This is a genomic window from Agrobacterium sp. CG160-95, assembly GCF_053521725.1.
In genome coordinates, this window is the sequence record NZ_JBNWDU010000003.1 from 606398 (window position 1) to 632091 (window position 25694).

A 25694-nucleotide genomic window follows, 5' to 3' on the forward strand; every position below is an offset into this window, starting at 1 on the left:
CAGAAACGGCTGCGAGGAGCGGGAATTTTCCATCTTGAATACTGCCGGCGTTGGCCCGTGTCTCAATTACTGCTGTAAAGACGATAGCGGCTGCCGGGATAAAGGAGGCGGACAGAAGACACGATCCCCTTTGTCGACCATGTGCGACGACGCACGAGCAGGCATGGTTCCGTCTTGGAAATCGCCAGCAGCTTGCATTCCCAGGGCTGTGCGCTGACCGCCTCGATATGCTGCTCGGCTTTCACGATCGGTGCCACTCGCGTGAGATAACCGTTGGGTGTTACGAGGTTGAAATCCTGTTTGATGTAATCGGGCGCGCAGTCCGAATTGACGAAACGATCCTCGATTTGCATCGGCACGCCGTCTTCCGCATGCACAATGATCGAGTGCGCAGCAAGGCTGCCAGCCGGAACAGCGAGCGCTTCGGCAAGATCTGGATCGCAGGTTTCGATTTGAAGAAGTATGACCCGCGCGCTGTGAACACCGCCGTTGCGTGTTATTTCTTCGGCAATGTTGGGTACGCTCTGGAACTGCGATGTGCGCTTCTTGGACGCAACGAACGAACCTTTGCCGCGTACACGCACCACAAGCCCTTCGTCGGCCAGCTCACGCAAAGCGCGGTTGGCCGTCATACGGCTGACACCGAGAATATCGACCAGTTCGTTTTCCGATGGAACACGTTGACCGATCTTCCACTCACCCGCCTCGACGCGACTGCGGACATAGTCCTTCAGCTTTACATAGAGTGGTGAACTCTGGTCTTCGGTGCCCTGCGCGTCATGAGCGTTCTCAGATATCGGTGACATCACTTCCCGGAAAATCTTTCTGTCGTGATCCATAGCTATGACGTCACCAATACGCAGGGTTGTCGGCAAAGGGAGGGGCAATGCCACGCCCTTTGCCGATGGATTCAGTTCAATTTGTGTTCGGCCAGCCAGTCGCCCGCCACGACATCGAAACTGTCGTGATTGGCCAGACGACCGTTCATAACGACGAGATCTTTCGTCGTCAGGGCGGCAGAAACAGCATCGAGAGTGCTTGTCACAACGTCGCTAACTTTCGGTGTGGCAATCACTGGTACGATGTTCTGGGCGGGAAAGAGGTTCTTGACGTCTTCAAGCACGATGAGATCGTTTGCAGCGATGGCCGGATCGGTCGAGAACAGGTTTGCAGCATGGACCTGACCGTTGATGAGTGCCGAAAGGGTCAGCGGGCCACCGACGTCAAGCGATTTGAACGACTGGAACTCGAGGCCATAAAGTTCCTTCAGACCGATAATGCCTTCCTTGCGCGTTTTCCATTCCGGTGGACCGCCAAGCACGAGCTGCGAGGCTACGGGTGCGAGATCGGCAATCGTCTTCAGCTTGTATTTGTCAGCGGTCGCGCGCGTCACAGCCACGCTATCGGAATCCTGTGCTGCGGAGGGTGTCAACATAGAGACGCCTTTCGGCAGAGCCGCCTTGAGCGCTGCGGCCACATCGCTTGGCGAATGGGCCGTCGCGTTCTTGTCGAGATAGCTCAGCGTCGCACCAGCATACTCCGGCAACAGATCGATTGATCCGTCGAGCAACGCAGGGATATAGACTTCGCGGCTACCGATGCTCAACTTCGTTTCGACCGCAACACCTTTGGCGGCAAGGGCCTTGGCGTAGATCGTCGCCAGAAGCTGGCTTTCGGGGAAGTCGGCGGAACCGACGATGATAGTGGTCGTATCGGTTCGCGGAGTGGCTGGCGCGGCCAGCGGATTGCTTTGCGCCAATGCCGAAGCAGCGGAAAGTGCCATGAGCGCAAATGCGCTGGCGGCAGTGATGATCCTGAATGCCATGCGAGCTTCTCCTTTATGTTGAAACAGTCGTGGAATAGAAAACCGCGTTATTTTAGAACCTCTAACGCTTCGCTCGACGCGTCAGCCCTGGTGATACGGTGACCCTCGATATGACGCCGATGATCAGATCCACGGTCAGGGCCAACGCACCGACGAGAACTGCACCTGCGGCCATCTGATAATAATCGTTCTGCGCCCGCCCATCGATGATCAGGCGACCGAGACCACCAAGAGAAACATAAGCGGCGATGGTTGCGGTCGAGATGATCTGAAGCGTGGCGCTGCGCAGACCGGAAAAGATCAATGGCAGAGCGCAGGGCAGTTCCACATCGAACAGAATATCGAGCGGACGTTTCCCCATGCCTCTTGCAGCGTCCACCGCAGCGGGATCCACCGCCGCGATACCGGCGTAACTGCCAGTCATGATCGGCGGCACGGCCAGAAGCACGAGCACGATAAGGCTGGGTACGATAAAAGCCATATCGGATGCGAAAACGGGGCCAAAAACAATCACAAGAAGTGCGATCAGGCCGAGGCTTGGAAGGGAGCGCAGCGCATTTGCAAGACCCGCGATGAAGACGACACCGCGTCCCGTGTGTCCCACATAAAGCCCAACCGGCAAGCCAATCAGACAGGCGAGGAAAAGGGCCGCAAAGCTATAAGCCAGATGCTGACCGACGAGAACGATGACACCATCACTCCCTGTCCAGTGAGCTGGATCGCTAAACCATTCTATCATCGCGCCGCACTCCCAGGCTGCCACGGCGTCAGGCGGCGTGAAATGAGCAGAACAAGCCCGTCCAGCAAGGCTGCGAGAAGCACGCAGAGTACGATGCCTGCTATAATCGGCGTCAGGAACCGCAGCTGAAGCCCCTGCGTGAAGAGCAGACCAAGTTGCGGCGTTCCAACCAGTGCCGCTACGGAAACGATGCTGACATTGGAAACCACGGCCACACGCAATCCGGCGGCAATCACAGGGACCGCGAGCGGTAGCTCCACCACCACCAGACGCGCAACCTGTCTGTAGCCCATGGAATTGGCCGCCTGGAGGACGTCTGGCGAAACCGATTCCAAACCATCGTTCACTGTTCGCACCAGAAGCGCCAACGCGTAGATCGTCAGCGCGACGACGACGTTTAGCGGATCGAGTATACGGGTGCCGAGCACCAGCGGCAGCAGGACGAACAGCGCAAGCGACGGAATTGTGTAAAGAAGTCCGGCAACCCCCAGCAGGGTCGACCGGAATAAACCGGCCCGCTGCGCAATCCAACCGAGCGGCAGGGCAAGAAGCAGGCCGATCACCACCGGGATGACCGAAAGGCCTAGATGCCAGATGAAAAGCTCGAAAATCCGCCCGGATTCCCGGTAGAGCCAATCAAACCTCATGGCTGACCTCCGAAGCGACCGACCCGCGCGGCTTCGATGGCTTTGGCGACATCAGAGAGTGTGACGGTGCCGACAAGCTGGCCCGTTGACCCTACGATGACCCCGCGGCCGGAGGGCGAACTCAACGCTGCATCGAGCACATGGCGCAAACTGCTGCCTTCCGGCGCCAGCGTGCCACTGAGATTGAGATCTCCCTCACGCAGTGGCTGCCTGAGACCTTGCGCATCGGCCCATCCAATGGGACGATGTTCGGCGTCAGTCACCAGAACCCAGCGATCCGTTGCAACGCCACGAAGGCTGTCCGGTGTTGCGCCGAGCAAGGCTGTCGGCTCCGCACCGAGAGGGACTGCTCCGTCAAATTCTGCAAAACTCAGGAAGCGATACCCTCTGTCCCGGCCGATAAAGTCCGCCACGAAGGCATCTGCCGGGCGCGCCAGCAATTCCTCTGGAGTGGCGATCTGCGCAAGCGTTCCGCCGGCACGCAAAACAGCAACCTGATCGCCAAGCTTCAACGCCTCGTCTATATCATGGGTCACCATGATGATGGTCTTGCCAATCTCACGCTGCAAGCGAAGAAATTCGTCCTGCAACTGTGTGCGAACGACGGGATCGACAGCACTGAAGGGTTCGTCCATCAGCATGAATTTGGGATCGGAAGCGAGTGCACGCGCAACACCGACGCGTTGCTGCTGGCCACCCGAAAGCTGCCACGGATAGCGATCGGCAAAGGCGGCGGTTAGCCCTACACGCTCAAGCAACTCATGCGCCGTGCGCAGTGCTTTTTCCTTCGGCGATCCGTTTAGCCGCGCAGTGGTCGCAATGTTCTGAACAACGGTGCGATGGGGGAAAAGCCCGGCATGCTGGATGACATAACCGATACGACGACGCAGCAGTGCCACGTCCATGCCATCTGTCGGTTCGCCGTCAAGAAGGATCGAACCGGACGATTGTACGATCAACCTGTTGATCATCCGCAAGGATGTGGTTTTGCCGCAACCCGAAGGGCCGACGAACACGGTCAGCTTGCCGTTTGGCGCCGTCAGGGACAAACCGTTTACGGCAGTAGCCGCGCCCGCATATTGCTTGGTGACGTTGTCGAAGACGATCATGCAAATCTCTCCTGCGCTCTGTCTGCGCCTTCAGGCTCGGCAACTGTGATGACTGCCTAGGTTGTCTATACAAGCACGCAAATAGCGTATCCGCAAGATAGATCGATGAAAATATCCGCAACCCTGCAAATGACTAAACTTTAAGCATTTTGACCGCTATAGAGGCGCTGTATGCACATAGAGCAAGCGATCTCGGCGGCCGCAACTCTCTACGCCTTCAAACTGCGCTGCTTTGCCGATCAAGATCAGGCCCGCTCAACGAGACAAATTTGTTCATAAGCAACTCGTTGCTTCAATTTTTGTGCGCGGGAGCAGAATGGAAATACGAATTAATTCGTGCTGAAATTCAACAGATCGCGTGCTGATCGTGACTGAGACCGCAAAACAGGCGTTTTTGAAAACCACTCATCCACGGCGACTTGGCTCGAGAAGGCCATAAAGCCTTGTGGCCACCGCCATCGAACAATAGTATTACCGCGTCGTATTCAATTAACGAGGATAACATGGCAACAGGTACCGTCAAATTTTTCGCACAGGACAAAGGCTTCGGCTTCATCACTCCGGACAACGGCGGCCCGGACGTCTTCGTCCACATCTCCGCCGTAGGGTTTGGTGGTTCTCTTCAGGATGGCCAGAAGGTCAGCTACGATGTGGGACAGGACCGCAAGACTGGAAAGTCCAAGGCCGAGAACGTCAGCCTCATCTGATCAGCGTCTCTTGGCTCCGCGATTACTCGCGGGGCCAAATCGGTCCTGACTCCCGCTGACCTTAGGCTGTTTCCATCCCGTCGCTCCCGATCCGTGCCAAGCCGGATGCAAAAACTTCGGCGTCGATGGGACGGCTGAAAAGGTAGCCTTGGCCGACCGGACAGCCCATTTCGCGAAGCATTTTGCGCTGGGCCTCGGTCTCCACGCCTTCTGCAACCACAGTTAACCCAAGGGCGCGTCCAAGATCGATAACGGCCTGGACAATCACCCTTCTGGACGGCCTCGTTGCGAGTTCGCTGATAAAGGTGCGGTCTATCTTGATCTCGGTAACCGGAAAGGTTTCGAGCGATCGCAGGTTTGAATAGCCCGTGCCGAAGTCATCGACGGAAAGGCCGACGCCGCTCTGTCGCAGCCGCTGAAATGCGTCCATCACGCCGGGTGTATCGCTGAGAAACATGCTTTCGGTGATCTCAAGCGTCAACCATGCCGGGTCGGCCTTGGTCAGGCACAGGACCCGATCCAGCATTTCGGCCATGTCATGCTGCAGGAACTCCCCGGCGGATACATTCACCGCAAAGCGCAAAGCCTTGCCGCGATGCGCGTTAATGCGCCGTGCATAAGCTGCGACGGTCGTCAGACTTCGTTCGGTCAGATCAAGCAGCAGACCTGATCGCTCGGCAGTCTCGACGAAACTTCCGGGGAGCTGGCTGCCAAACAGAGGATGATTCCAGCGTATCAGAGCTTCCGCACCCACCCACTCGCCGGTTGCAAGGTCTACCTGGGGTTGGAAGTGATACACAAATTCGTCATTCGCGACCGCGACCTTCAATTCGCGAGTCATTCGCACGCGTCGGCTTGCCTGTTCGTGATCCGAGTCTCGAAACCGTCGCGGACCACCCAGAGGGGCGGACTTGGCGGCCCACAGGGCGATGCCGGCATTGCGGATCAGCGAAATGGGTCTCGCCCGAGGCTGGCCCACCGCATAGCCGATGGCGAAACGCAGTGAGACACTTGCACCTGGCACGACGAAGTCAGCGGCAAGCGAAGCGAATACCGCTGCCACGATAGTATCCGCACTTGATCCATCCGTGAGCTCAAAAGCCAAAGCGAACTCATTGGCGCCCATGCGTCCCACCTGGGCAGCGCCCACGTCCCGCAGCCGCCGCCCTGTTTCATAAAGCAGGGCATCCCCGACTTCGAAACCGTATCCCGTGTTGAAATCGTGAAAACCGATCACATCCAGCTTCACGACCAAGGGCGTCGCTTTGGCATTGGTTGCGAAACGCTCCTCGGTAGCCAGGATAAATGCTTGACGGTTCAGGCAACCCGTGGTCGCGTCGAGGTTCGCGACACGATCCAGCGCGGTGTGCGCCTGGCGAATCGCCGAGACGTCGCGCAGTATGCCGACGTAGAATAGTTCTTCGCCCACCCAGGCAGGCCGGAGACTGAGACTGTTCCAGAACGCCGACCCGTCCTTTCGATAGTTACGCAGCGTTGAGTCCAGAGGCTCCGCCGCATCGATCGCAGCGCGAATGTGGACGACCTCTTGTTGGTCGCGCTCGTTGCCCTGCAAATAGCGGCAATCTTTCCCGACGACCTCGTTCCGAGCGTAGCCAGTCAGATGCTCGAAGGCCTGATTGACATAGAGCAAAGGCGAATTGGCGCCCAAACGCTGTGCGATCGCGATCCCATCGGTTAGTTCTTCGACCAGCGTCGCAAGAATTGGCCTGATAGCGTCGGAGCTGAGAAGCGCATTGTCCGAAATGACCGGCGCGGGCTGCATGAGGTGCGACTGCATGCGTTTTTCGAATTCTTCCATGACAAGAACCATGGACGGCGAACACGGGCGGGGCAACCCGCAGCCGAGGCGGTTCCAAGACAAGCGTCAGCCGTTTTCGGACAAACTGATTCTCGCGCCATCGCCGGACGTCCGAAAGCGATCACGGTAGTCGGACGGCGTCACTCCAGCGTGCGAAACAAAGGCACGGCGCATCGCGCGTGTCGATCCAAAACCACTTCTCGCTGCCACCAAAGCGATTGGCAGGCGGCTCCCCTCCAAAAGGAAGCGCGCAACGTCGATACGGGTCCGGTCGACATAGTCTGATGGCGATATACCGACCTCCTGCGAAAAAACACGCGTAAAGTTCCGCACACTCATGGCCGCGATCTTCGCCAAGGCGCTGACAGAGAGGTCAGCCGCCGGATGGTTCAGAACATATTGCTGGACGTTGTGTAGACGGCTGCGGTCGATAGCCTGTGCCGCCAGATGCACGCTGAACTGCGACTGATCGCCTGGTCGCTTCAGAAACACGACGAGTCGGCGAGCAACGTAGAGCGCAATCTCCCGGCCCAAGTCCTCCTCGACGAGGGAAAGGCCGAGATCTATAGCCGCGCTGGAACCGGCCGACGTGATCATCGCGCCATCACGGACAAAAACCCGGTCGCTTTCCACCCGCGTCTCGGGGAAGCGCTCGGCCAACAGTGACGCGAACTGCCAGTGCGTCGTAACACGCCGGTCTTTCAGTAGACCTGCCTCGCCAAGCACGAATGCCCCTGTGCAGACGGAGCCATAGCGCCGCGCCTGAGCCGCGATTTTAACAATCCAGTCGACAACACGCCCGCCCGGACTTTGCGGAACTCCGACGCTGCCGGCTACAAGCAATGTATCGGGGCTACCAAGGTACGCATCGAAAGCGCAGTCGGTCAGGATTTTTAGCCCCGATGCACAGCGGATCGTCCCCTCGTGCCCTGCCAAGACAGCAACTTCGTAGAATAACTTTTCAACACGGGCATTTGCTTCGGCAAACACGTCCATTAGCCCTGCAAGCTCCAGAGAATGCACGTCCTTTGGAACGAAGATCACGATCCGCATGAGAGTATCTTTCCCTGCACAAAGGACTCAAAGCTCTCGACGAGGATCTACGCGCCGACGCCGGTCTATGTGGCGACGGTTGCACAATGCTGAAGGTCCGTTAAAGTCAAAGGTATTAGCTCGAAGCGACGGAAGAACTCTGCACGCGCTGACTTTGTTCGAACTGCCGACCACTAATGGATGCTTTTATGATTGCTACCGCAATCCCAGCCGCCAGCCATTGGTGAACGAGATATTATCTCATTTTGTTGCCGATCTGAGCCCATCTGTTCGACATTATGAGGTCCGAATAGTCTGGGCTATGAACGCTTTTCGGCGAGGATAGACAGCATGTGTATCTGCGGCGGCTTGGCGAACAGGTCCCCTGCCTCTGCCTTCGCCATCAAGGCTGCAGCGACTTGGCCATTTAAGTGCGCATCCCTACCGTCCTCATCGTCGAACGTATCGAAGATTGCAAACGAAGTTGGGCCTCCCTGTATCGCATACCAGGAAATCGTGCCGGGCTCTGCATTGACCAGCGGTAAGGCTGATCGCAGAAACTCGGCGACCTCCTGTTCTTTGCCGGGCATTGCCTCGAGCGGAACGTAAAGCGCGAATTTGGTCATGACCACCTCCATGGGCACATCATTGTGCCGCAACTGAAGGAACGCGTTAAGCACGACAAATGTTCGGTGATGGACAATAAAAAGGGGTGTCGATGTAAAAATGCGATCCACGCCTCTGCACACATGAGGTTTCGATGATCAGTCGATTTCTGGATGGCCACCTAAAGCAACGAGCTGCTCTGTGTTGTCTATGTCCACCTTGGCGCTTTCGCCAATCTCTATGTCGATGACGTCGAGACCAGATTGGGTGATTATCTTGCGCGCGCCGCTGTCGCCTATAAGCGCCATGAGCTGCGGGAATGCGGCGCGAGGAAAGACAACCGGGTTTCCCGGATTTCCTTCGCACACCGCGCGAATAATCGCCTTTCCGTTTCTCTCCGCAAAAGCGCCGATGAGTGCGTCAATATCCGCAGGTTCAAGCAACGGCATATCCGCAAGCATGATCATAATCCCGTCGGGAGCTTGCAACGCGGCGCGCTGGACGCCGAGCACGATCGAGCTTGCCATTCCGTCACTGAAGTTGGAATTTCTCGCGATGATCACGTCGAGCCCTGCAATTTCGGCCTCGACGTCCGAGCTTCGGTATCCGGTCACAACAACCACAGAACGACTGCCGGCCCCAATAGCTGCCAATGCGGCCCGACGAACGAGGCTGGTTTCCCGAAAACGCGCAAGAAGCTTGTGCCCGGCACCCGCCATCCTGCTCGATCGTCCAGCGGCCAGGACAACCACGGCAACTGACACTCGTCTATCTCCTGCCGCTTCCACACCGAACCTCACGCATAAAGGGACAAGCGGCTCGCCGCGATGTCGGCAAGGATGGACAGGGCAAGGGAGTTCGCATCGCGGGTTGGCCCGAAAAGTCCGATCGGTGCCCTTATCCGATCAGTATCTGCCCGGGAGAAACCGGAGCTGACAAGGAAATCGACCCGTCTACGGTGTGTACGGGTGCTCCCCAAGGCGCCGATGTAGAATGCGGGTGACCGTAACGCGGCTTGCAGAACGGCCTGCTCCGCATCAAGGTCGTGATGGAGAAGAACAACAGCGGTGTACTGATCGATATCGGGCACAACTTTTTCGTTCGCTGTGCAGGCCACCACCTCGTAGCCGGAGGATTGGGCTATATCAGCGACCCTCTCGGCCTCTATACTTTGACCGGAAATCACGACACGCGTGCGCGGCCGATAGACCGTGAAAAAGCGGTCGTCGGCGTAACCGGCCCGCGATGGCGGCTCGACGATCTCGAGCTGTTGGGTCTGCCTCGTGTAGCACAGGCCCGTGGTCCGGCGCTGATAAAGCTGCTCAAGAACGCCGCTCAACATCTCGGTATTTTGCAGCACGTGGATCGACACGGTAATTCCACCACCGCACGGCAGGGCAATGTCGAAAAAGGGGGAGCCTAATCCGAACTTCACCTCCCTATCTCTGTTCTCGCCCATTGCGTCGAGCGCCTCGGAAGCGACCGCTGCCTCGATGCAGCCCCCCGACACATAGCCACAAAAACGACCATCGGCCGCAATGGCGACATGGGAGCCAAGCGCACGAGCCGCTCCCCCGCGAATTTCGACAAGGGTGGCAAGTGCCACCCTGCCCTTTGCAAGCTCCCTTATCGCAAAGCCAAATATTTCTTCCGTATCATCGGTGAGCAACGACCTGACCGGCGTCGGCTTTGTCGCAGCATGGATATCCTCCTGAGGACAGATATCCGTGAGGGCGGCGATGTCGTCATGCAACATCCGGCAGCCCGCCTATAATCTTGTCGAGCGTCACAGGATAGTGACGCACCCTCACCCCGGTGGCATTATAGATTGCGTTGGCGACGGCTGCAGAAACCCCGCAGAGACCAAGCTCGCCAACGCCCTTGGCCTTCATCGGCGACGACATGGGGTCTGCTTCGTCCATGAAAATCACTTCCTGATGAGGAATGTCGGCATGCACCGGAACTTCGTAGCCAGCCAGATCGTGGTTGACGAAGAAGCCTTGCTTCGTATCGACCGCCAACTCCTCGGACAGGGCTCCACCCACACCCATTGTCATGGCACCAATCACCTGGCTGCGCGCTGTTATCGGGTTCAGGATCCGTCCGGCCGCACAGACGGCCAGCATGCGTCGAATGCGCGTTTCACCCGTGGCCACGTCAACGCCGACTTCCACGAAGTGGGCACCGAACGTTGACTGTTGATGGGCTTCGGAAAGATCGCCCCATTCCATTCCATCCTCGCCAACAAGGCCGTTTGGCGCAGCCGCCTCCGTAAGCGCTACCGAACGGTTTCCTGATCGAACCTGTCCGTTCTCGAACACGACGTCATCAGTGTTAAAGCCGAGTTTCTGCGCCACCGCCTCACGAAGCTTCACGCAGGCTGCGTAGACGCCGGAGGTAGAACAGTTCGCGCCGAACTGCCCGCCCGACCCCGCCGAAACCGGAAAGCGGGAATCGCCCAGCTGGACGGCTACTCGATCGACCGGCAGGCCCAGCATCTCAGCTGCTGTTTGTGCGATGATGGTATAGCTGCCGGTCCCGATATCGGTCATATCGGTTTCAACCGTTGCAATGCCGTCAGCGCCGAGCCGAACCCTTGCTGCGGATGGGAGGAGAAGATTGTTGCGCAAAGCGGCTGCAACACCCGATCCGATAAGCCAGTTTCCTTCGCGTCGGGAACCCGGCTTGCCGCGCTGGTTCCAGCCAAACCGTTCCGCGCCGAGCTTGAGACAGCCGACCAGGTTCCTTTGGGTAAAAGCGCGCTCGGGCTTCTCAGGGTCGACCTGAGTGTCGTTGAGTATCCGAAACTCGACCGGATCGACGCCCACCTTTTCGGCTATCTCGTCTATGGCGATCTCGAGGGCCATCAACCCCGGCGCTTCGCCGGGCGCCCGCATCGCATTGCCTTCTGGCAAGTGAAGCGTGGCCAGTCTCATGGCAGTCATCCGGTTCTCACCCGCGTAGAGCAGTCGTGTCTGATTGACAGCCGTTTCCAGCTGGCCTCCAGGCTGGTCACCCGACCAGCTTTCGTGAGCAATCGCGGTGATTTTGCCGTCCTGTGTCGCTCCAATGCGAATACGCTGGATCGTCGCCGGCCGATGCGTCGTGTTGTTGGCTATGAACGGACGGGGAAGCGCGACCTTGACCGGACGTCCAGTAGCCTTTGCTGCAAAGGCAGCAAGCACCGCGTCGGCTCGCAAGAAAAGCTTCCCCCCGAACCCCCCGCCTATAAATGGCGACATCAAATGGATATTGTCCTTGTCGATACCAAGTGTAGTCGCCAGATCGGATCGCCACCAATCAATCATCTGGCTGGACGTCCAAACGGTCAGTTTATCGCCATGCCACGCAGCGATGGACGCATGGGGCTCCATCATGGAATGTGACTGATCTGGAGTGGTATAACTTTCGTCGAGAGTGACCGGTGCGCTCTTGAAGGCTCCCTCGAAGTCACCGACTGCCGTGTCTGGCTGCTGCTTCTCGTCGGGCTTGACCGCACTGTCCTTGGCCTTCTTGAGATCGAAGCTCCCGGGCGCAGTTTCATATTCTACTGTCACAAGCGAAGCTGCGGCGCGCGCCTGCTCGAAGGTTTCCGCGACGACCACTGCCACCGCCTGGTGATAGTGCTGGACTTCATCGCCACCAAAAAGATTGGCTGTGTTGAATTTACCCTTCTCGCGATTGCCCACGTCCAAGGTGGTGACAACAGTCAAAACGCCGGGGGACAGCTTTGCGGCGTCGGTCGATATCGACAGGATACGGCCCTTCGCAATCGCGGCACCGACCGGATACCCGTAGGCGTAAGGAATATTCGGATCATGCCATTCGTAGGCATACATTGCTCGGCCCGTCGTTTTCTCTTGGCCGTCAATGCGGGGGATAGGCTGACCGACGACTTTCATCTGGTCGATGGGATTGTTGATTGCAGGTGTGTCGAATTTCATGGTCGTTATCCCCTTGCCTCTGCGATCACCGCACCGATCGTTCGTTCCACGAGGGTTATCTTGAAGCGATTTTGCTCCGTCGGGCGAGCGTCGCCGAGAAGTGCCGCACTTGCGGCTTTTGCACCGCTCTTTAGCTCCTGGTCACCTGAGCCTGTTCGCCAGGGCTTGTGAGCGACGCCACCTACAGCCACGCGGCCGGTGCCATCCGGCTGGATCACCGCAGCGACGGATACGAGCGCAAACGCGTAGGAGGCCCGATCGCGCACCTTGCGATAGATATGCTTGCCCCCAATTGGCTTCGGCAGCGTGACCGCAGTTATGAACTCGCCCGGCTCCAGGACCGTCTCGATGTGTGGGGTATCGCCGGGAAGCCTGTGAAAGTCTGCGATCGGGATTGCGCGGCTACGGCCGTCGCCATTGACCGTTTCGACGGTTGCGTCGAGCGCCCTCATCGCAACAGCCATGTCACTGGGATGGGTGGCGATACAGGACTCGCTGCTTCCGACGACTGCATGCTGTCGCGAAAAACCGCCAAGGGCCGAACATCCGCTTCCCGGCTGCCGCTTGTTGCACGGTTGGTTGGTGTCATAGAAATACGGACAGCGCGTGCGCTGGAGGAGATTGCCCGCGGTGGTGGCCTTGTTTCGCAGTTGACCAGACGCCCCGGCGACCAGGGCGCGGGTAAGCAAACCATAGTCGCGACGGACAGTCTCGTCGCTTGCCAGATCGGTATTGCGGACCAGAGCCCCTATGCGCAGACCGCCATCAGAGGTGGTTTCGATCTTGTCGAGACCAACTCCGTTGATGTCGATGAGATGCGCCGGGTGCTCGATCTCCAGCTTCATCAAGTCCAGGATATTTGTCCCGCCGGCGATGAATTTGGCTTCCGGATTGGCTGCTGCCGCTTTCGCTGCCGCCTGAGCCGTTGTGGCTCGCTCGTATGTGAAGGCTCTCATGCTTCGATCCCCCCGACTTCGGTAATTGCATCGAGAATGTTCGAGTAGGCGCCGCATCGACAGATGTTTCCGCTCATTCGTTCCCGAACTTCTGCCGCGGTGACTTCCACCTTTGCGGAAATGTCTGCAGTGGCGTGGCTTGGGATGTTCGACTTGATTTCCTCCAAGACCGCCACGGAGGAACAGATTTGTCCGGGAGTACAGTAACCACACTGAAAACCGTCGTGTTTGATGAATGCGGCTTGCATGGGATGCAGGTTTCCAGGCTGTCCGAGGCCCTCGATGGTGGTGACCTCGTCACCGTCGTGCATCACAGCCAACGTCAGGCACGAATTGATCCGGCGTCCATCCACCATCACGGTACAAGCGCCGCACTGTCCGTGATCGCAGCCTTTCTTTGTGCCGGTTAGATGAAGGTGCTCGCGCAAGGCGTCGAGCAAGCTCGTGCGATTGTCGAGTTCGAGATCATGCATCTCGCCGTTCACTTTGAAGGAAACACTTGTCTTGAAATTCATTTCTTCCCCCGAGGACTGTGCTGCGGCTCCTTTTGCCGCAACTCCCGTGACAGCAATTGCCGCCGCCGAGGAAACAAGTAAGTCCCGCCGCGAAAGTTCCAAATGTGAGTGATCTCTCATCTCCAGCTCCATTCGTTGTTGATGGCCTGGCGCACTCGGAGAAACGCCATATCTCAACATAGGGAAGCAAAAGAAGATGATTAGATGCGCCTTTTCGCTAACACTTATTAGCGAGGCTCATAAATCGGCATACGCGATCCATGGGGCAGCCACCGTCAGCCGCCCACTGTCACCCAGGCCGTCTTTCGAGAGATGGAGTAGACCACGCGCTCATAAAACTAACGCATCTGGCAGAGTTGCGACAATTGCGACCCCGTCCAGCGCCTCGCGAGTTCGCTGGCATCCACCGTGCCGGGCAGCAGGCTTCCCAGCTCACCGCCGATCTGAATTTGAGCATCGGTGATTTTGCATGCTCTTTCGTTGACTGAAACGATCACCGCAATCTCCGACTGCATCGGTGGCATCTCGAAAAGCGCGTCGGGAGGGCTTTCGCAAGTAACTATGGCCGTAGCTCTGAGAGTGGAGTTTTTATCCACGCCACGGCAAAGTTCTGCGGATTGCACGCGGAAACTGCGAGTTTGGTTGGGCCCGGCTGGGAGCTGCTCACAAACCTGTGCTGAGGAAACTGCCCCTGCAATGAGCGGCCATTCAGGCCGCCCAACCAGAGAAAAGCAATTTGCGAAAACGGGGGCGGTTGAGGCGACGAGCGACGCCATACATACAAACAGCGCTGGGATAGGATGTTTCACGGTGCCACGCTCCTCCACGTCTTTCAGACAGTTGTAAAGCTGGATTGCGGCTTTTTCGCTTCGAATGCAGCAGGAGCCGGTTAATCGATCCGTATATGCGCCGTTTGGTCAGGCTTTTCTGGCGGGGAGGATGGGCGAGAAAACCAAATCGATTGGCGCGATAGCGCTCGTGTTTTGAGATGCCGCTTGCATGATGGCCGACATCCATCTGGTACCTTATCACGACAACGGATGAATGAGAAAAGTTTAGTCGGCTCCAAGTTTCCTGCGTCAAATGGCATAAAAAAAGGGCGGCCAGAGCCGCCCTTTTTATGGAATATTTACGCCGCCCCTGGCCGATTGATCGTCAGGAAGTGACGAACGACGGGTTTGTCCGGACCAACATGGTAGGTCAGAACCTTTCCCTGCACGTCTGCATCGGCGTTGGAAACCCGCTTGTGCTGGCGGAGGTGCTCAGCCCAGGATTCCACCATGAACCACTCGACGATCTTTTCCGGATCGGCGGAATCTTCCGTCACACCCCACCCATAGGCACCATCGCGGCGGCGTTCTTGAGACAGGTGGTCGAGAGCACGCAGGAAGGCTGAACGATGCTGTTTCTCGACCTTGTACTCGATGAGGATCAGGACAGGACCACGGTCATGAGCAACAGGCTCGGCGACCAGCGGTTCCGGCCAGTGGTTGGACGGCACCATGTCGGCGTCACCAGCCGGGAGCTTTACGCGGTGCATGATGAACCCTGCAACGAGCAAGCCAGCTGCACCGATAAGCAATGTCGTCTGAATTCCAACGGCTTCGCCCACAGCACCCCAGCCGAGGCTGCCCGCCGTCATGGCTCCGTTGAATACGGTCAGATAGACAGCGAGGCCACGCCCACGCACCCAATTGGGCAGAACAGCCTGGGCTGCGCCGTTCAGGGTCGCAAGGGCGGTGATCCAAGCACCACCGAGGAACAGAAGAGCGATAATGGCGACGATCTTCGGCGGGGCGAGCGAAAGGACACCCATGACAACTGCGGTGATCACCGCTGCGCCAAGAAGCAGACCATCCGAGCTCAGGCGTTCGCGTAGCCTCGGCATGACCAATGCTCCACCGATCGCACCGGCGCCGACCGCACCAAGCAGAATACCGTAGAAGCTGGCATCACCACCCAGCAGTTGACGGGCAACCAGCGGAAGAAGTGCCCAGACGGCACTGGCGAATGCGAAGAAGATGGCGGCACGAAGAAGGACGACATGCAGGGGGCGGCTTGAGCGAGTGTAACGTAGGCCAGCCCTGAACGCGCCGAAGAAGTTCTCTTGTAGAGCGTCGTTGGCGTTTTTGGCACGTGGCCACCACACCAGAGCCGCGATAACGAAGATGTAGCTTGCAACGTCTGCGCCATAGGTGATCCCCGCCCCGAACGCTGCCAGAAGCAAACCGCCAGCAGCTGGGCCGATGGAACGAGCGATATTGATGCCGAGGGAGTTGAGAGCGACAGCGCTCTTCACGTCCTCGCGTTTCACCAGTTCAGGAACAATCGCCTGCCAGGTCGGGCCCATCAATGCGGCACCAACGCCGCCGAGGAAGGTCAGGCCGATCAGTGCGCTCACGGAAAGCATGCCTGTCTGCGAGAGGACCATCAGCGAGATACTTACGGAGGCCAGCAGGAGCTGGACCGCAATCAGGAACTTGCGGCGATCCAGAATGTCGGTGAGAACGCCTGCCGGAATGGCAAGCAGGAAGATCGGCAATGTTCCGGCCGCCTGAACCATGGCGACTGCAGCAGGCGATGCCGAGAGGTCCGTCATCAGCCATGAGCTTGCGACATCGCGCATGAAGCTTCCGGTATTGCCGAGAACCGTTGCAATCCACAGGACCGCGAAGACGGGCTGTGCGAGAGGAGCAAAAGTGCCCCCGGATGTTTTCGCGGCGCTCATTTACCCGCTCCCTTTGCAAGGTCGGCCGCTGCAACGAAGATGAATGCACCGGCCAGACCGACGTGTTCGAAGAAGGCGTTCGTTGCCATCATGCGGTCCATGCCGGGCGCCATTTCCCAGAAGCGAAGAGCAATGAACGTTGCGAGAAGCGTAAAGCCTGCAAGTGCGAGCGCGCCTGCCCAGCGCAGGAAGCCCGAGACCACCATCGCGGAGGCCGTAAGCTCGAACACGATGACGACGACGGCAAAGAGAGCAGCAGGGCGCAGACCGAAATGATTCATCTCAGCAAGCGCGCCATTGAAATCGAAAATCTTGGTGAGTGGACCCTGTATGTAGGCAGCGCAGAGAGCAAGCAGCGATACAGTTCTCGTAATGGGAGAGCCGACGACGCGTGCAAGTCCGCTCAAGGCCGAATTCGATATAGGGGATTGGTAGGTCATATCCTGCTCCTTTTTGGTCGCTGACGTGATCGAGCGGCCGCGTTTGATGGAGCGATATTGGCCGGTGATCGCTCTGCCAACAATTGCAGCAATAGTTTCGATTTAATTGCCAATATTGCAATTATAGGGTCGGATCGCTTGGGCGAACAGAAGTCGCCCAAGCGAGGGCACGATCAGACTGCCCAGCAAGAGCAGCCAAGAGCGCCGAAGAAACCCTTGAGGTCGGCGATCGGAAGTTTCGAGGTCCAGGCTCCCGCATGGTCGTGACCATGCACGCCGCAATCGCTGGCGCAGCCACAGGTCGAGATAGCCGTGCGCCTTAGAGACCGCGCGCCAGCACCTTCCGGCTCGCCCCATGCCGCATATCCGCCGAACTTGCGGACTGGAGACCAGTCGGGCATTGCAGGCGGCACGTCGTTCTCGTCGAGCGTTTTGAAGTCACCCGCTCCATAGACGATTTTGCCGCCAACCATGGTCAGCTCCGATACCAGGAACGAGATCTCGTCTTCGGCGCAGGAGAAGAAGTCCTTGTCGGGAACGACAAGGTCGGCGAACTGGCCTTTCTCGATACGGCCTTTCTTTCCTTCTTCATTCGAAAACCATGTGACTTTTTCAGTCCACATCCGCAGAGCCGTCTCGCGATCAAGGCAGTTGGCGCGCGGATAGAGTTGCATGCCACCAACCGTCTTGCCGGTCACCATCCAGGACAGCGAGACCCAGGGATTGTAGGAGGCGACGCGGGTCGCATCCGTGCCGGCAGAAACGTTGACGCCCTTGTCGAGCATCTTTCGGATCGGTGGGGTCGCTTCGGCAACGCCTTGGCCATATCGCTCGACAAAATATTCGCCCTGATAGGCCATGCGATGCTGGGTTGCGATGCCGCCACCAAGGGCCGCAATGCGGTCGATGGACCGGTCCGAGATGGTTTCGGCATGGTCGAAGAACCAGTTCAAACCTTCAAGCGGAATGTCCTTGTTGACCTTCTCGAAGACATCAAGCGAACGGGAGATTGTCTCGTCATACGTGGCGTGCATGCGCCATGGCCAACGGTTCTCGGCCAGAACGCGCACCACTTCTTCGAGTTCGCCTTCCATTTCCGGCGCCATTTCCGGACGTGGCTGGCGAAAGTCCTCGAAGTCCGCCGCGGAGAAGACCAGCATTTCGCCGGCACCGTTGTGACGGAAATAGTCGTTGCCCTGCTTGTATTTGACCGAAGACGTCCAGTTGAGAAAGTCTTGCTTTTCTTCCTTGGGCTTCTGGGTAAAGAGATTATAGGCCAGACGCACCGTCATCTGGTTCTCGTCAGAGAGTTTTTGAATGACCTCGTAGTCATCAGGGTAGTTCTGGAAGCCACCGCCTGCATCAATCACACCCGTTACGCCAAGACGATTGAGCTCACGCATGAAATGGCGGGTGGAGTTGACCTGATAGTCGAGAGGCAGTTTGGGTCCCTTGGCAAGGGTGGAATAGAGAATGCCGGCATTAGGCTTGGCCAGCAACAGACCAGTCGGATTGCCGTTGGCATCACGGGTGATTTCGCCACCGGGTGGATTGGGCGTATCGCGGGTGTAACCGACGGCGCGCAGTGCAGCACCGTTCAAGAGCGCGCGGTCATAGAGGTGCAGCAGAAATACTGGGGTATCTGGCGCGACCGCGTTGATCTCCTCGATCGTCGGCAGACGCTTCTCCGCAAACTGGTGTTCGGTGAACCCGCCGACAACACGCACCCATTGCGGGGCTGGCGTTATCGCCACCTGGCGCTTGAGCATGTCCATTGCATCTGCCAGCGAGCGCACGCCGTCCCAGCGCAATTCCATATTGTAGTTTAACCCGCCACGCACAACGTGGGTGTGGTTATCGATGAGGCCGGGCAGAACGCGCTTGCCCTTGAGATCGACGATCCTGGTGTTGGAACCAGCAAGGGACATGACCTCGCTGTCTGAACCGACTTCAAGAAACAGTCCATCCTTGATGGCGACCGCGGTCGCGTTTGGATTGGTGCGGTCAAGGGTCGTGAAACGACCGTTATGGAGGATCAAGTCTGGGTGCATGGTATCTATTCCGGTCTGGTTGGGATCGGCGGCATTGGCCTTTGAGAAGAGGTTCGAAAACGCCAGGCTCGAGGCCGCTCCAAGGAAGGTTCGGCGCGTCGTCATCAGCTCCGCTCCTCCAAATTGGTTTGCGAACGATGGGCAATCTCCGGAGAATTTCCGCCCTTCGGCATGTGACCGAACATGTGCGGCTTCACCTGCTGGAGCCAGGAAACCGCTGCCGGCTCCTTGCTCCAGAGCGATTTGGCGAGCGGGATGATCTGCTCACCGACGAGAATGCCGAGCAGGCCGACAAGCGCGATAACCGGCGGAGCAGGCGAACGCACGTTGAGCAGGCTGTAGACGATGCCGACCAGCAGACCCGCGCCAAGAGACAGAAGATAGATTTTCATGAGAGTCATCCTCGTTAAAACGGACAACCGCTCCGATGCGTCACCGGAGCGGTTGATCTGGCTTACTTCGCGGGGTTCGGGCCGATGCGCTTGCCATGGCTGACGCGTTCGGCACCGCCGTGGACGTGAGTGACCGCGTAATCGATGCCCATGCCGTAAGCGCCGGAATGCTCCTTCACCAGTGTGGTGACCGCATCGTAGGTTTCCTTGCGAGCCCAGTCGCGCTGCCATTCGAGCAAGACCTGCTGCCAGGTGACGGGTATGACGCCAGCCTGCACCATGCGGTCCATTGCATATTTGTGCGCATCGGAAGAGGTGCCGCCGGAAGCGTCGGCGACCATGTAGATTTCGTACTCCGGAACGTCATGCAAAGCAGAGAGTGCAAAGGTCGTGTTGCAGACTTCGGTCCACAGACCGGAGACGACAATCTTCTTGCGGCCGTTTGCAGCATTCTTTGCCAGCGCATCGCGTACGTTCTGATCATCCCAGGAGTTCATCGAGGTGCGTTCAAGGATGTCATTCTGCGGATAGATGGCCAAAAGTTCGGGGAAGGTGTTGCCGGAGAAGCTCTCGGTCTCAACCGTGGTAATCGTGGTTGGCACGTTGAAAATCTTAGCAGCCTTGGCCAAGCCAACGACGTTGTTCTTCAGGGTCTGGCGGTCGATAGACTGAACGCCGAATGCCATCTGCGGCTGCTGATCGATGAAAATGAGCTGGCTGTTGGCGGGGGTAAGAACTTCAAGCTTGGACATGTCAATTCCTCTTCGGTTGTTTTGGACCGCGAATGCGGCCGGTGATGAAATGAGCAGGACCTTTCGGACGGATGCCGTGCCCTGGGACACAGCTTCCAAGACCGTCGGGAGGTTGAAACCGATGCTTTCTTTCGCTTGCTGCCTCGGCTGCTGAAAGAAAAGGTAGCGCGACTTGCGACCCCGTAGAATTGCAATATTAATTGGGAATGAATTGCTTTTATCGCAATAATAATCTCTCGATTCGGCTGAGCTGCGGACTTCGCACGGGGCAGCGATACGCGGCCACGCGTTCCGAAAACTTCTGAAGGAAATTTGATGCGCAGAGTCGGCCTTGAAGACCTCTGCAGCGTCCTTGGTTTCGCTGCTCGGTGGAAAGCGATTTGGCTGAATTTGCTCTGCGCGGCACTGCCAGTGAACAACGGTTGCGCGGTGTGTGAGCCGCGTAATCCTTGGCAGTCTGCCGTTGAGTATTGACGCGACAAGATGGCGGGTCACCGTTGGCATTGACGCCCCATATCGCGATCACGTCGCCTTATACTTGATCTGAACAACCGTTATTCCAAATTGCAGGTGGGTTCGTGCGACCAAGGAGCCAAGCCTGTCAAAGCATACTCCCATTCGGGATAGAGCCACGGGCTCACATCAGCCGTGGGATATCGTCAAAGGAGAACGTGGAGAAGCCCGCCGTTGTGGAGTAACTATCCATGGATATGGATAAAGCTATCAGGACGTGGCGATGCCCTCATCGTAGGCAGAAAACACGCCCGCAACCCAGTCTGCAAATACCCGATACTTCACGCTCGGAAACCGGCCCGCTGGCCTAACTATGTGAACAGGATAACGTGGTGGCGCCCAATCTTGCAGGATGGGGACCAGTGCGCCGCGAGCGATATGGGCGCGTGCCAAGAATTCAAATGTCTGTCCAATACCCAGCCCCGCCAATATTCCATGCAAATGCGCAGTCGCATCACTGGTGGAGAGCTTGATCGGGCTGTAGATTTCTATTTTCTCGTCACCATTCATCAATCGCACTGGTGCGGCCTTCAGGCTGCGCGCGAAAAAGTACTGAACGAAAACATGATCACGCTGCAGATCCGATGGCGAAGCTGGCACGCCGTATTTTTCGAGGTACGCCGGGGTGGCGCAGGTTACTATCTCGACGCTGCATAGTTTCTTCGCAACAAGAGATGCGCTGGGCAGATCTCCGGCACGAATGACGCAATCTATTCCCTCTTCAACGATGTCGGCCTGACGTTCTGTCACACCAAGGTGCAACTCGATCTCTGGATAGAGCGCGTAAAACTCTGGCAACCGAGGGATCAGAATCGTATTGGCGAAGGTCCCTCCTACGTCAACACGAAGTTTTCCCCTGGTGGCAAGGCGCCCGCGGGTCGCCTCGTTGTTCATTTCATCGAAATCGGCGATCAGCCGGAGGGCGCGCTCGTAATAAGCAACGCCCTCGGGTGTCACCGTGAGTGAACGTGTCGTTCGTTCCAACAATTTGAGGCTCAAGCTGGCCTCAAGATCCTGAACAAGCTTGCTCACGGTGGACCGTGGCGCACCCATCGTGCTGGCAGCCTTTGCAAAGGATCCGGCCTCGACGACGCGAACAAAGGCTCTGATTGCTCCCAATTGATCCATTGGCATTTCTCCATAGAAGCCCGATCAGTTGCCACAGACACCAGTGAGCGGGGGTTGTTAGGCAGTCAGCGGCTCGAGATTTGCCTGGATCTGGTCACGGAACGCTTCATACCGGCTCGGCAACTTAAGCGCCTCGCCCAGATGTGCCGTGTCCTCGTCCCGGTCAAACCCCGGCTCGTTCGTGGCAATCTCGAACAACACGCCGCCTGGTGTGCGGAAGTAGATTGCCCAGAAATAATCGCGGTCAATGACGGGCGTAACCTGATAACCGGTGTCCATCAGTGCCTTGCGAACTTCGAGTTGCTTTTCGCGGTTTTCGACGGCAAAGGCGATATGGTGAACCGAGCCGGCGCCCTGACGGGCAAACGACGTTTTCGGCAGTGCTGCGACATCAATCGTATCGGCGCCGTTTCCATTGGGAATGATAAAGCGGGTCACGTCACCTTCCTTCTCGGCGCGTTGATACCCCATGAAACCCAGAAGCTCTTCTGTCGCGGCAGTATCGTGCAGGCTGAACCGGGCGCCGGCAAAACCGCGGATAGCTGCATCGCCCGGAATGCCGTCCGCCAGCCACGGCGCGCGGTTGTCATCGGCAGATTCAATCAGCGCCAGACTGTCGCCGTCCGGACCCATGAATTGAAGTCTGTTGGCGCCAAAGACGGTGTCAGTTTTCAAGCCATCGACACCGTGTGCGGTAAACCGATCCTGCCAGAATTTCAATGCGCCCTTTGGCACGGAGAACTGGGTTTCCCCGACCTCACCAACACCGGGACGACCCAGCATCATGTTCGGGAAAGGGAAGTAGGTCATGACAGTGCCGGCAGAGCCGTTCTCGTCACCATAATAAAGGTGGTAGACGTTCGGGTCGTCGAAGTTAACGGTCTGCTTGACGCGACGCAGGCCCAGTGTGTCGGTGAAGAAGCGATTGTTCTGACGCGCATCCGAAGCCATTGAGGTTACGTGATGCAGTCCCTTGATATCCTTGATCATGTCCTTGCCTTTCAATGTCGCCGTTAGTGTTTGGCTGTTGACGAATATCTAGACCGATTGATCACACCAGAGAATTGCAATATTAATTTCGACTGCGTTGCTCTTTTTGAAACAATCCCAATGAACGATTACAAAGCTCTGCGAACCTTCCTCCTTGCGGCCGAAAAGCGAAATTTCGCCCAGGTTGCCCGCGAACTCGACATGACGCCGGCTGCAGTCACAAGGGCTATTGCGGCACTTGAAGCCGAACTCGGCGTTCAGCTGTTTGTCCGTACGACCCGGCAAGTGTCGCTGACAACAGACGGTGCGATCTTCGCCGCCCAGATTCAGCCGGCGGTGAAGACGCTTGAAGAAGCGCGCCGCGACGTGATGAACGCTCACAAAGCCGACGAAGGGCGTCTCAGGATCAGTGCGCCGACGTGGTTTGGCAAGGCGGTGCTCCCACCGATCCTCTCCGGCTTCAAAGAGCGGTACCCGAAGATGGGCTTCGAGATATCACTGTCCGACGGACTGGTGAATATCGTTGATGATGACTACGATCTGGCGATCCGCATCTCGTCTCAGCCATCGGACAAGTTCACGATATGGAGGAAAATCCGCGTCGTGCCGCGCATTCTGGTTGCGGCACCGGGAAGCCGGTTTGTCGAGATGCAGCATCCGAACGAGCTGACGCCAGACGATTGCCTCGCCTATAGCGGCGAAAGCCGGCGAGAGAACTGGGTGCTCTCGGACGGCGGCTCGAGCATGACGATATCGGCAGGGCGCGCCTTCAGCGCCAATAATGGTGAGGTTCTGGCCGACATGGCCGCAGATGGAGCAGGCGTTGCCATGCTGCCGAACTTTCATGTCTCGGAACACCTCAAGAGTGGGCGCCTCGTGCACGTCTTCAAGGGCTGGGCTCCACCCGATCTGTGGTTGACCCTCTACTACCCGCCCTATCAGGCTCTGCCTCCCCGCATTGCATCCTTCTCCAAATTCTTCGAGGAGCAGGTTGCGGCGCAGATGGTCATGCTTGATTGATATCCCGGACTGTCCCGCCACAGCGTCCTTGCTGTGCGGAGATCTCGGCCGCGACCCGCGCCTGTAACTGCCAGAGGTTTCGATCGCGAATGCCCTCTGCCTGAAGATCGACGATCGTGTTGTGCAGATACTGGGCGCAGGAACCGCCCTCTCCGCAGGCGCTGGCGATCAGTTTTGCGGTCGTTTCCACCGGTAGCGGCGCCGTCAGACCCGCGCGCTTTGTGCTCGCCCAGAATGTCAGAGCCTTCTGGATGCCGTCAGGCGTTTTGACCTTTACCCAGCGCACCATGTCGATGACTTCCCGATACCTGATTTCGCGGGCGACGAGAGCTCGAAGGTCGTCACGCCGCCGCTCGGACGAGAGTTGCAGGATGACGCCGTCGCACTGTCCACCACGCTCAAGCGCCATCATCAGACCTGGCTGCGCGCTCGTTGCCCGCCAGCGCTCGATTTTCAGGGAAAACGAACGATGCCAGCCATGGGCGGTGGCACGTCGCCTGCCGGCTGGCTTGAACTCAGGATTCCAGATGAGGGAACCGTATGCAAACACCCAGATCGGATCGCTATCGGCTTCACGCTCGATAGCGGCAACCAGAGCGTCAAGTTCTGCTTCAGATAACGGCGTCCAGCCCGGCTCCGGGCCGTCGTCACGGACGTCTCTGATGGTCAGGGCTACAAGCTCGGGCGTCAACTGCATCGTCGTCTCGATCGGTAGTACGGCAAGGATTGCATCAGTGGCCGTGGCAGGTTCCGCCACGGCCACCTCTTATCGTCAGGATCGAATGAATGCCAGAAGATCGGCGTTCAGCACATCGGCATTCACGGTCAGCATGCCATGCGAGAAGCCGGGATAGGTCTTCAGCGAACCATTCTTCAGCAGCTTGGCGGACTTCAGTGCAGAATCCGCGATTGGAACGATCTGATCGTCTTCGCCGTGGAGAACGAGCGTCGGCACCGTGATTGCCTTCAGATCTTCCGTCTGGTCGGTTTCGGAGAAGGCCTTGATGCCATCATAGTGCGCCTTTGCACCGCCCATCATGCCCTGGCGCCACCAATTCTGGATTACGCCTTCCTGAACCTTGGCGCCATCGCGGTTAAAACCGTAGAACGGGCCGGCCGGGACGTCGCGGAAGAATTGCGCCCGATTGGCCGCCAGCGCCGAACGGAAGCCGTCGAACACTTCGATCGGCAGGCCTTCTGGATTGGCTGCGGTCTTCAGCATCAGTGGCGGGACTGCCGATACCAGAACGGCCTTGGCGACACGACCGGCCGGCTGACCAAACTTCGCCACATAGCGCGCCACTTCGCCACCGCCGGTGGAATGGCCGATATGCACGGCATTTTTCAGGTCCAGCGCTTCGACGACAGCGAAAGCGTCGGCGGCATAGTGGTCCATATCATGCCCTTCGGAGACCTGGGCAGAGCGTCCGTGGCCACGGCGATCATGGGCAACGACCCGGTAACCGTTGGCGAGGAAGAACAGCATCTGGGCATCCCAGTCGTCAGACGATAACGGCCAGCCGTGATGAAATACGATGGGCTGAGCATCCTTGGAGCCCCAATCCTTGTAGAATATTTCGACGCCGTCCTTGGTGGTGATAGTACCCATGGTCTTGTTTCCTTCGATTGATGTGTTGGTGGGGGCAGCGTTTGCTGCGAAGGTGAATACGGGTGAAATGGCCATCGCCGCTGCGGCTGCACCAACTGAAAGCAGTGCGCCACGGCGCGTTATGGAAAAGTCGTTCTGGGTCATCTCACGTCCTGCAAATGTATGGTTTCGT

Annotated in this window: 26 protein-coding genes; 2 read left to right on the forward strand and 24 right to left on the reverse strand. The window is 57.9% G+C overall.

The features are described from left to right. Positions 1 to 62: 62 nt before the first annotated feature. From hutC to ACQZ63_RS14110, 5 genes are all read right to left on the reverse strand, one after another. Positions 63 to 806 carry a histidine utilization repressor gene (gene hutC, locus ACQZ63_RS14090; RefSeq protein WP_035252724.1) on the reverse strand — a complete coding sequence of 248 codons (744 nt, stop codon included), beginning with the start codon at positions 804 to 806 and terminating at the stop codon, positions 63 to 65. 104 nt (positions 807 to 910) lie between these two features. Next, positions 911 to 1825, reverse strand: a complete 915-nt coding sequence (locus tag ACQZ63_RS14095) for an ABC transporter substrate-binding protein (protein ID WP_003518329.1) — start codon at positions 1823 to 1825, stop codon at positions 911 to 913. A 61-nt stretch (positions 1826 to 1886) separates the two neighbouring features. Further along, a complete protein-coding gene (locus ACQZ63_RS14100) occupies positions 1887 to 2564 on the reverse strand; it encodes an ABC transporter permease (protein ID WP_003518330.1) in 678 nt (225 codons plus the stop codon). After that, the gene (locus tag ACQZ63_RS14105; protein WP_448799287.1) at positions 2561 to 3211 is read right to left on the reverse strand and encodes an ABC transporter permease; all 651 of its coding nucleotides are present in this window, start codon (positions 3209 to 3211) and stop codon (positions 2561 to 2563) included. The genes ACQZ63_RS14100 and ACQZ63_RS14105 overlap by 4 nt, the downstream gene beginning before the upstream one ends. After that, complete coding sequence (locus tag ACQZ63_RS14110; RefSeq protein WP_111800920.1) at positions 3208 to 4320, reverse strand: ABC transporter ATP-binding protein; 1113 nt, start codon at positions 4318 to 4320, stop codon at positions 3208 to 3210. Before ACQZ63_RS14110 ends, ACQZ63_RS14105 begins: the two co-directional genes overlap by 4 nt. Positions 4321 to 4823: 503 nt before the next feature. On the opposite strand from ACQZ63_RS14110, the gene ACQZ63_RS14115 reads away from it, so the two are divergent. Beyond that, positions 4824 to 5027, forward strand: a complete 204-nt coding sequence (locus ACQZ63_RS14115) for a cold-shock protein (RefSeq protein WP_003518333.1) — start codon at positions 4824 to 4826, stop codon at positions 5025 to 5027. A 61-nt stretch (positions 5028 to 5088) separates the two neighbouring features. Here the strand turns inward: ACQZ63_RS14115 and ACQZ63_RS14120 are convergent, their stop codons facing one another. The 17 genes from ACQZ63_RS14120 to ACQZ63_RS14200 form a co-directional block, all read right to left on the reverse strand. Further along, a complete protein-coding gene (locus ACQZ63_RS14120) occupies positions 5089 to 6846 on the reverse strand; it encodes a putative bifunctional diguanylate cyclase/phosphodiesterase (RefSeq protein WP_236761583.1) in 1758 nt (585 codons plus the stop codon). A gap of 66 nt (positions 6847 to 6912) precedes the next feature. Continuing rightward, a complete protein-coding gene (locus tag ACQZ63_RS14125) occupies positions 6913 to 7899 on the reverse strand; it encodes a GlxA family transcriptional regulator (RefSeq protein ID WP_003518336.1) in 987 nt (328 codons plus the stop codon). 299 nt (positions 7900 to 8198) lie between these two features. Further along, a complete protein-coding gene (locus ACQZ63_RS14130; RefSeq protein WP_035252727.1) occupies positions 8199 to 8504 on the reverse strand; it encodes a putative quinol monooxygenase in 306 nt (101 codons plus the stop codon). 138 nt (positions 8505 to 8642) lie between these two features. Beyond that, positions 8643 to 9248: a nucleotidyltransferase family protein gene (locus ACQZ63_RS14135; RefSeq protein ID WP_233284964.1), complete on the reverse strand. Its 606-nt coding sequence runs from the start codon at positions 9246 to 9248 to the stop codon at positions 8643 to 8645. 32 nt (positions 9249 to 9280) lie between these two features. Continuing rightward, positions 9281 to 10240: an XdhC family protein gene (locus tag ACQZ63_RS14140; RefSeq protein ID WP_112198984.1), complete on the reverse strand. Its 960-nt coding sequence runs from the start codon at positions 10238 to 10240 to the stop codon at positions 9281 to 9283. Further along, positions 10230 to 12428, reverse strand: a complete 2199-nt coding sequence (paoC, locus tag ACQZ63_RS14145) for an aldehyde oxidoreductase molybdenum-binding subunit PaoC (protein ID WP_112198983.1) — start codon at positions 12426 to 12428, stop codon at positions 10230 to 10232. Before paoC ends, ACQZ63_RS14140 begins: the two co-directional genes overlap by 11 nt. 5 nt (positions 12429 to 12433) lie before the next feature. Next, positions 12434 to 13384 (reverse strand): FAD binding domain-containing protein, encoded by a 951-nt coding sequence (locus ACQZ63_RS14150; RefSeq protein ID WP_111802293.1) that lies wholly within the window; start codon positions 13382 to 13384, stop codon positions 12434 to 12436. Beyond that, positions 13381 to 14019 carry an aldehyde dehydrogenase iron-sulfur subunit PaoA gene (gene paoA / locus ACQZ63_RS14155; protein ID WP_080850191.1) on the reverse strand — a complete coding sequence of 213 codons (639 nt, stop codon included), beginning with the start codon at positions 14017 to 14019 and terminating at the stop codon, positions 13381 to 13383. Before paoA ends, ACQZ63_RS14150 begins: the two co-directional genes overlap by 4 nt. Positions 14020 to 14237: 218 nt before the next feature. Next, positions 14238 to 14414, reverse strand: a complete 177-nt coding sequence (locus tag ACQZ63_RS14160) for a hypothetical protein (protein WP_003518350.1) — start codon at positions 14412 to 14414, stop codon at positions 14238 to 14240. A gap of 193 nt (positions 14415 to 14607) precedes the next feature. Next, positions 14608 to 14916 carry a hypothetical protein gene (locus ACQZ63_RS14165; RefSeq protein WP_141566664.1) on the reverse strand — a complete coding sequence of 103 codons (309 nt, stop codon included), beginning with the start codon at positions 14914 to 14916 and terminating at the stop codon, positions 14608 to 14610. Between the two features lie 112 nt (positions 14917 to 15028). Continuing rightward, positions 15029 to 16627: an MFS transporter gene (locus ACQZ63_RS14170; protein WP_448799289.1), complete on the reverse strand. Its 1599-nt coding sequence runs from the start codon at positions 16625 to 16627 to the stop codon at positions 15029 to 15031. Beyond that, a complete protein-coding gene (locus ACQZ63_RS14175; RefSeq protein ID WP_003519413.1) occupies positions 16624 to 17067 on the reverse strand; it encodes a DoxX family protein in 444 nt (147 codons plus the stop codon). Before ACQZ63_RS14175 ends, ACQZ63_RS14170 begins: the two co-directional genes overlap by 4 nt. Before the next feature lie 173 nt (positions 17068 to 17240). Continuing rightward, complete coding sequence (locus tag ACQZ63_RS14180) at positions 17241 to 19223, reverse strand: amidohydrolase (RefSeq protein WP_013762172.1); 1983 nt, start codon at positions 19221 to 19223, stop codon at positions 17241 to 17243. Beyond that, a complete protein-coding gene (locus ACQZ63_RS14185) occupies positions 19223 to 19510 on the reverse strand; it encodes a XapX domain-containing protein (protein WP_003519470.1) in 288 nt (95 codons plus the stop codon). The genes ACQZ63_RS14180 and ACQZ63_RS14185 overlap by 1 nt, the downstream gene beginning before the upstream one ends. Positions 19511 to 19572: 62 nt before the next feature. Beyond that, positions 19573 to 20262 (reverse strand): hydrolase, encoded by a 690-nt coding sequence (locus ACQZ63_RS14190; RefSeq protein WP_448799291.1) that lies wholly within the window; start codon positions 20260 to 20262, stop codon positions 19573 to 19575. 723 nt (positions 20263 to 20985) lie between these two features. Next, positions 20986 to 21903, reverse strand: coding sequence for a LysR family transcriptional regulator (locus ACQZ63_RS14195; RefSeq protein WP_003519232.1), 918 nt, complete (start codon positions 21901 to 21903; stop codon positions 20986 to 20988). A gap of 57 nt (positions 21904 to 21960) precedes the next feature. Further along, entirely contained in the window at positions 21961 to 22893 is a 933-nt protein-coding gene (locus ACQZ63_RS14200; RefSeq protein WP_003519234.1) for a VOC family protein, read from the reverse strand. A gap of 120 nt (positions 22894 to 23013) precedes the next feature. Between ACQZ63_RS14200 and ACQZ63_RS14205 the strand changes: the two genes are divergently transcribed. Further along, the gene (locus ACQZ63_RS14205) at positions 23014 to 23913 is read left to right on the forward strand and encodes a LysR family transcriptional regulator (RefSeq protein ID WP_003519235.1); all 900 of its coding nucleotides are present in this window, start codon (positions 23014 to 23016) and stop codon (positions 23911 to 23913) included. On the opposite strand, the gene ACQZ63_RS14210 is transcribed toward ACQZ63_RS14205, so the two are convergent. Together ACQZ63_RS14210 and ACQZ63_RS14215 are read right to left on the reverse strand one after the other, a co-directional pair. Next, on the reverse strand, positions 23900 to 24610 hold the full coding sequence (locus tag ACQZ63_RS14210; protein WP_186447958.1) for a gamma-glutamylcyclotransferase: 711 nt from the start codon (positions 24608 to 24610) through the stop codon (positions 23900 to 23902). The genes ACQZ63_RS14205 and ACQZ63_RS14210 overlap by 14 nt on opposite strands. A gap of 75 nt (positions 24611 to 24685) precedes the next feature. Continuing rightward, the gene (locus ACQZ63_RS14215; RefSeq protein ID WP_019566822.1) at positions 24686 to 25666 is read right to left on the reverse strand and encodes an alpha/beta fold hydrolase; all 981 of its coding nucleotides are present in this window, start codon (positions 25664 to 25666) and stop codon (positions 24686 to 24688) included. Positions 25667 to 25694: the final 28 nt, after the last annotated feature.

Coding starts and splice junctions, on each gene's coding strand:
- ACQZ63_RS14105 (WP_448799287.1), bottom strand. CDS start 3,211: ATGAGGTTTGATTGGCTCTACCGGGAATCCGGGCGGATTTTCGAGCTT.
- ACQZ63_RS14185 (WP_003519470.1), bottom strand. CDS start 19,510: ATGAAAATCTATCTTCTGTCTCTTGGCGCGGGTCTGCTGGTCGGCATC.
- ACQZ63_RS14140 (WP_112198984.1), bottom strand. CDS start 10,240: ATGTTGCATGACGACATCGCCGCCCTCACGGATATCTGTCCTCAGGAG.
- ACQZ63_RS14110 (WP_111800920.1), bottom strand. CDS start 4,320: ATGATCGTCTTCGACAACGTCACCAAGCAATATGCGGGCGCGGCTACT.
- ACQZ63_RS14165 (WP_141566664.1), bottom strand. CDS start 14,916: ATGGATGTCGGCCATCATGCAAGCGGCATCTCAAAACACGAGCGCTAT.
- ACQZ63_RS14150 (WP_111802293.1), bottom strand. CDS start 13,384: ATGAGAGCCTTCACATACGAGCGAGCCACAACGGCTCAGGCGGCAGCG.
- ACQZ63_RS14215 (WP_019566822.1), bottom strand. CDS start 25,666: ATGACCCAGAACGACTTTTCCATAACGCGCCGTGGCGCACTGCTTTCA.
- ACQZ63_RS14095 (WP_003518329.1), bottom strand. CDS start 1,825: ATGGCATTCAGGATCATCACTGCCGCCAGCGCATTTGCGCTCATGGCA.
- ACQZ63_RS14200 (WP_003519234.1), bottom strand. CDS start 22,893: ATGATCAAGGATATCAAGGGACTGCATCACGTAACCTCAATGGCTTCG.
- ACQZ63_RS14175 (WP_003519413.1), bottom strand. CDS start 17,067: ATGACCTACCAATCCCCTATATCGAATTCGGCCTTGAGCGGACTTGCA.
- ACQZ63_RS14160 (WP_003518350.1), bottom strand. CDS start 14,414: ATGCAGTCGGAGATTGCGGTGATCGTTTCAGTCAACGAAAGAGCATGC.
- ACQZ63_RS14120 (WP_236761583.1), bottom strand. CDS start 6,846: ATGGAAGAATTCGAAAAACGCATGCAGTCGCACCTCATGCAGCCCGCG.
- ACQZ63_RS14205 (WP_003519235.1), top strand. CDS start 23,014: ATGAACGATTACAAAGCTCTGCGAACCTTCCTCCTTGCGGCCGAAAAG.
- ACQZ63_RS14170 (WP_448799289.1), bottom strand. CDS start 16,627: ATGAGCGCCGCGAAAACATCCGGGGGCACTTTTGCTCCTCTCGCACAG.
- hutC (WP_035252724.1), bottom strand. CDS start 806: ATGTCACCGATATCTGAGAACGCTCATGACGCGCAGGGCACCGAAGAC.
- ACQZ63_RS14210 (WP_186447958.1), bottom strand. CDS start 24,610: ATGCAGTTGACGCCCGAGCTTGTAGCCCTGACCATCAGAGACGTCCGT.
- ACQZ63_RS14115 (WP_003518333.1), top strand. CDS start 4,824: ATGGCAACAGGTACCGTCAAATTTTTCGCACAGGACAAAGGCTTCGGC.
- ACQZ63_RS14130 (WP_035252727.1), bottom strand. CDS start 8,504: ATGACCAAATTCGCGCTTTACGTTCCGCTCGAGGCAATGCCCGGCAAA.
- paoA (WP_080850191.1), bottom strand. CDS start 14,019: ATGAGAGATCACTCACATTTGGAACTTTCGCGGCGGGACTTACTTGTT.
- ACQZ63_RS14100 (WP_003518330.1), bottom strand. CDS start 2,564: ATGATAGAATGGTTTAGCGATCCAGCTCACTGGACAGGGAGTGATGGT.
- ACQZ63_RS14195 (WP_003519232.1), bottom strand. CDS start 21,903: ATGGATCAATTGGGAGCAATCAGAGCCTTTGTTCGCGTCGTCGAGGCC.
- ACQZ63_RS14125 (WP_003518336.1), bottom strand. CDS start 7,899: ATGCGGATCGTGATCTTCGTTCCAAAGGACGTGCATTCTCTGGAGCTT.
- ACQZ63_RS14190 (WP_448799291.1), bottom strand. CDS start 20,262: ATGTCCAAGCTTGAAGTTCTTACCCCCGCCAACAGCCAGCTCATTTTC.
- ACQZ63_RS14180 (WP_013762172.1), bottom strand. CDS start 19,223: ATGACGACGCGCCGAACCTTCCTTGGAGCGGCCTCGAGCCTGGCGTTT.
- paoC (WP_112198983.1), bottom strand. CDS start 12,428: ATGAAATTCGACACACCTGCAATCAACAATCCCATCGACCAGATGAAA.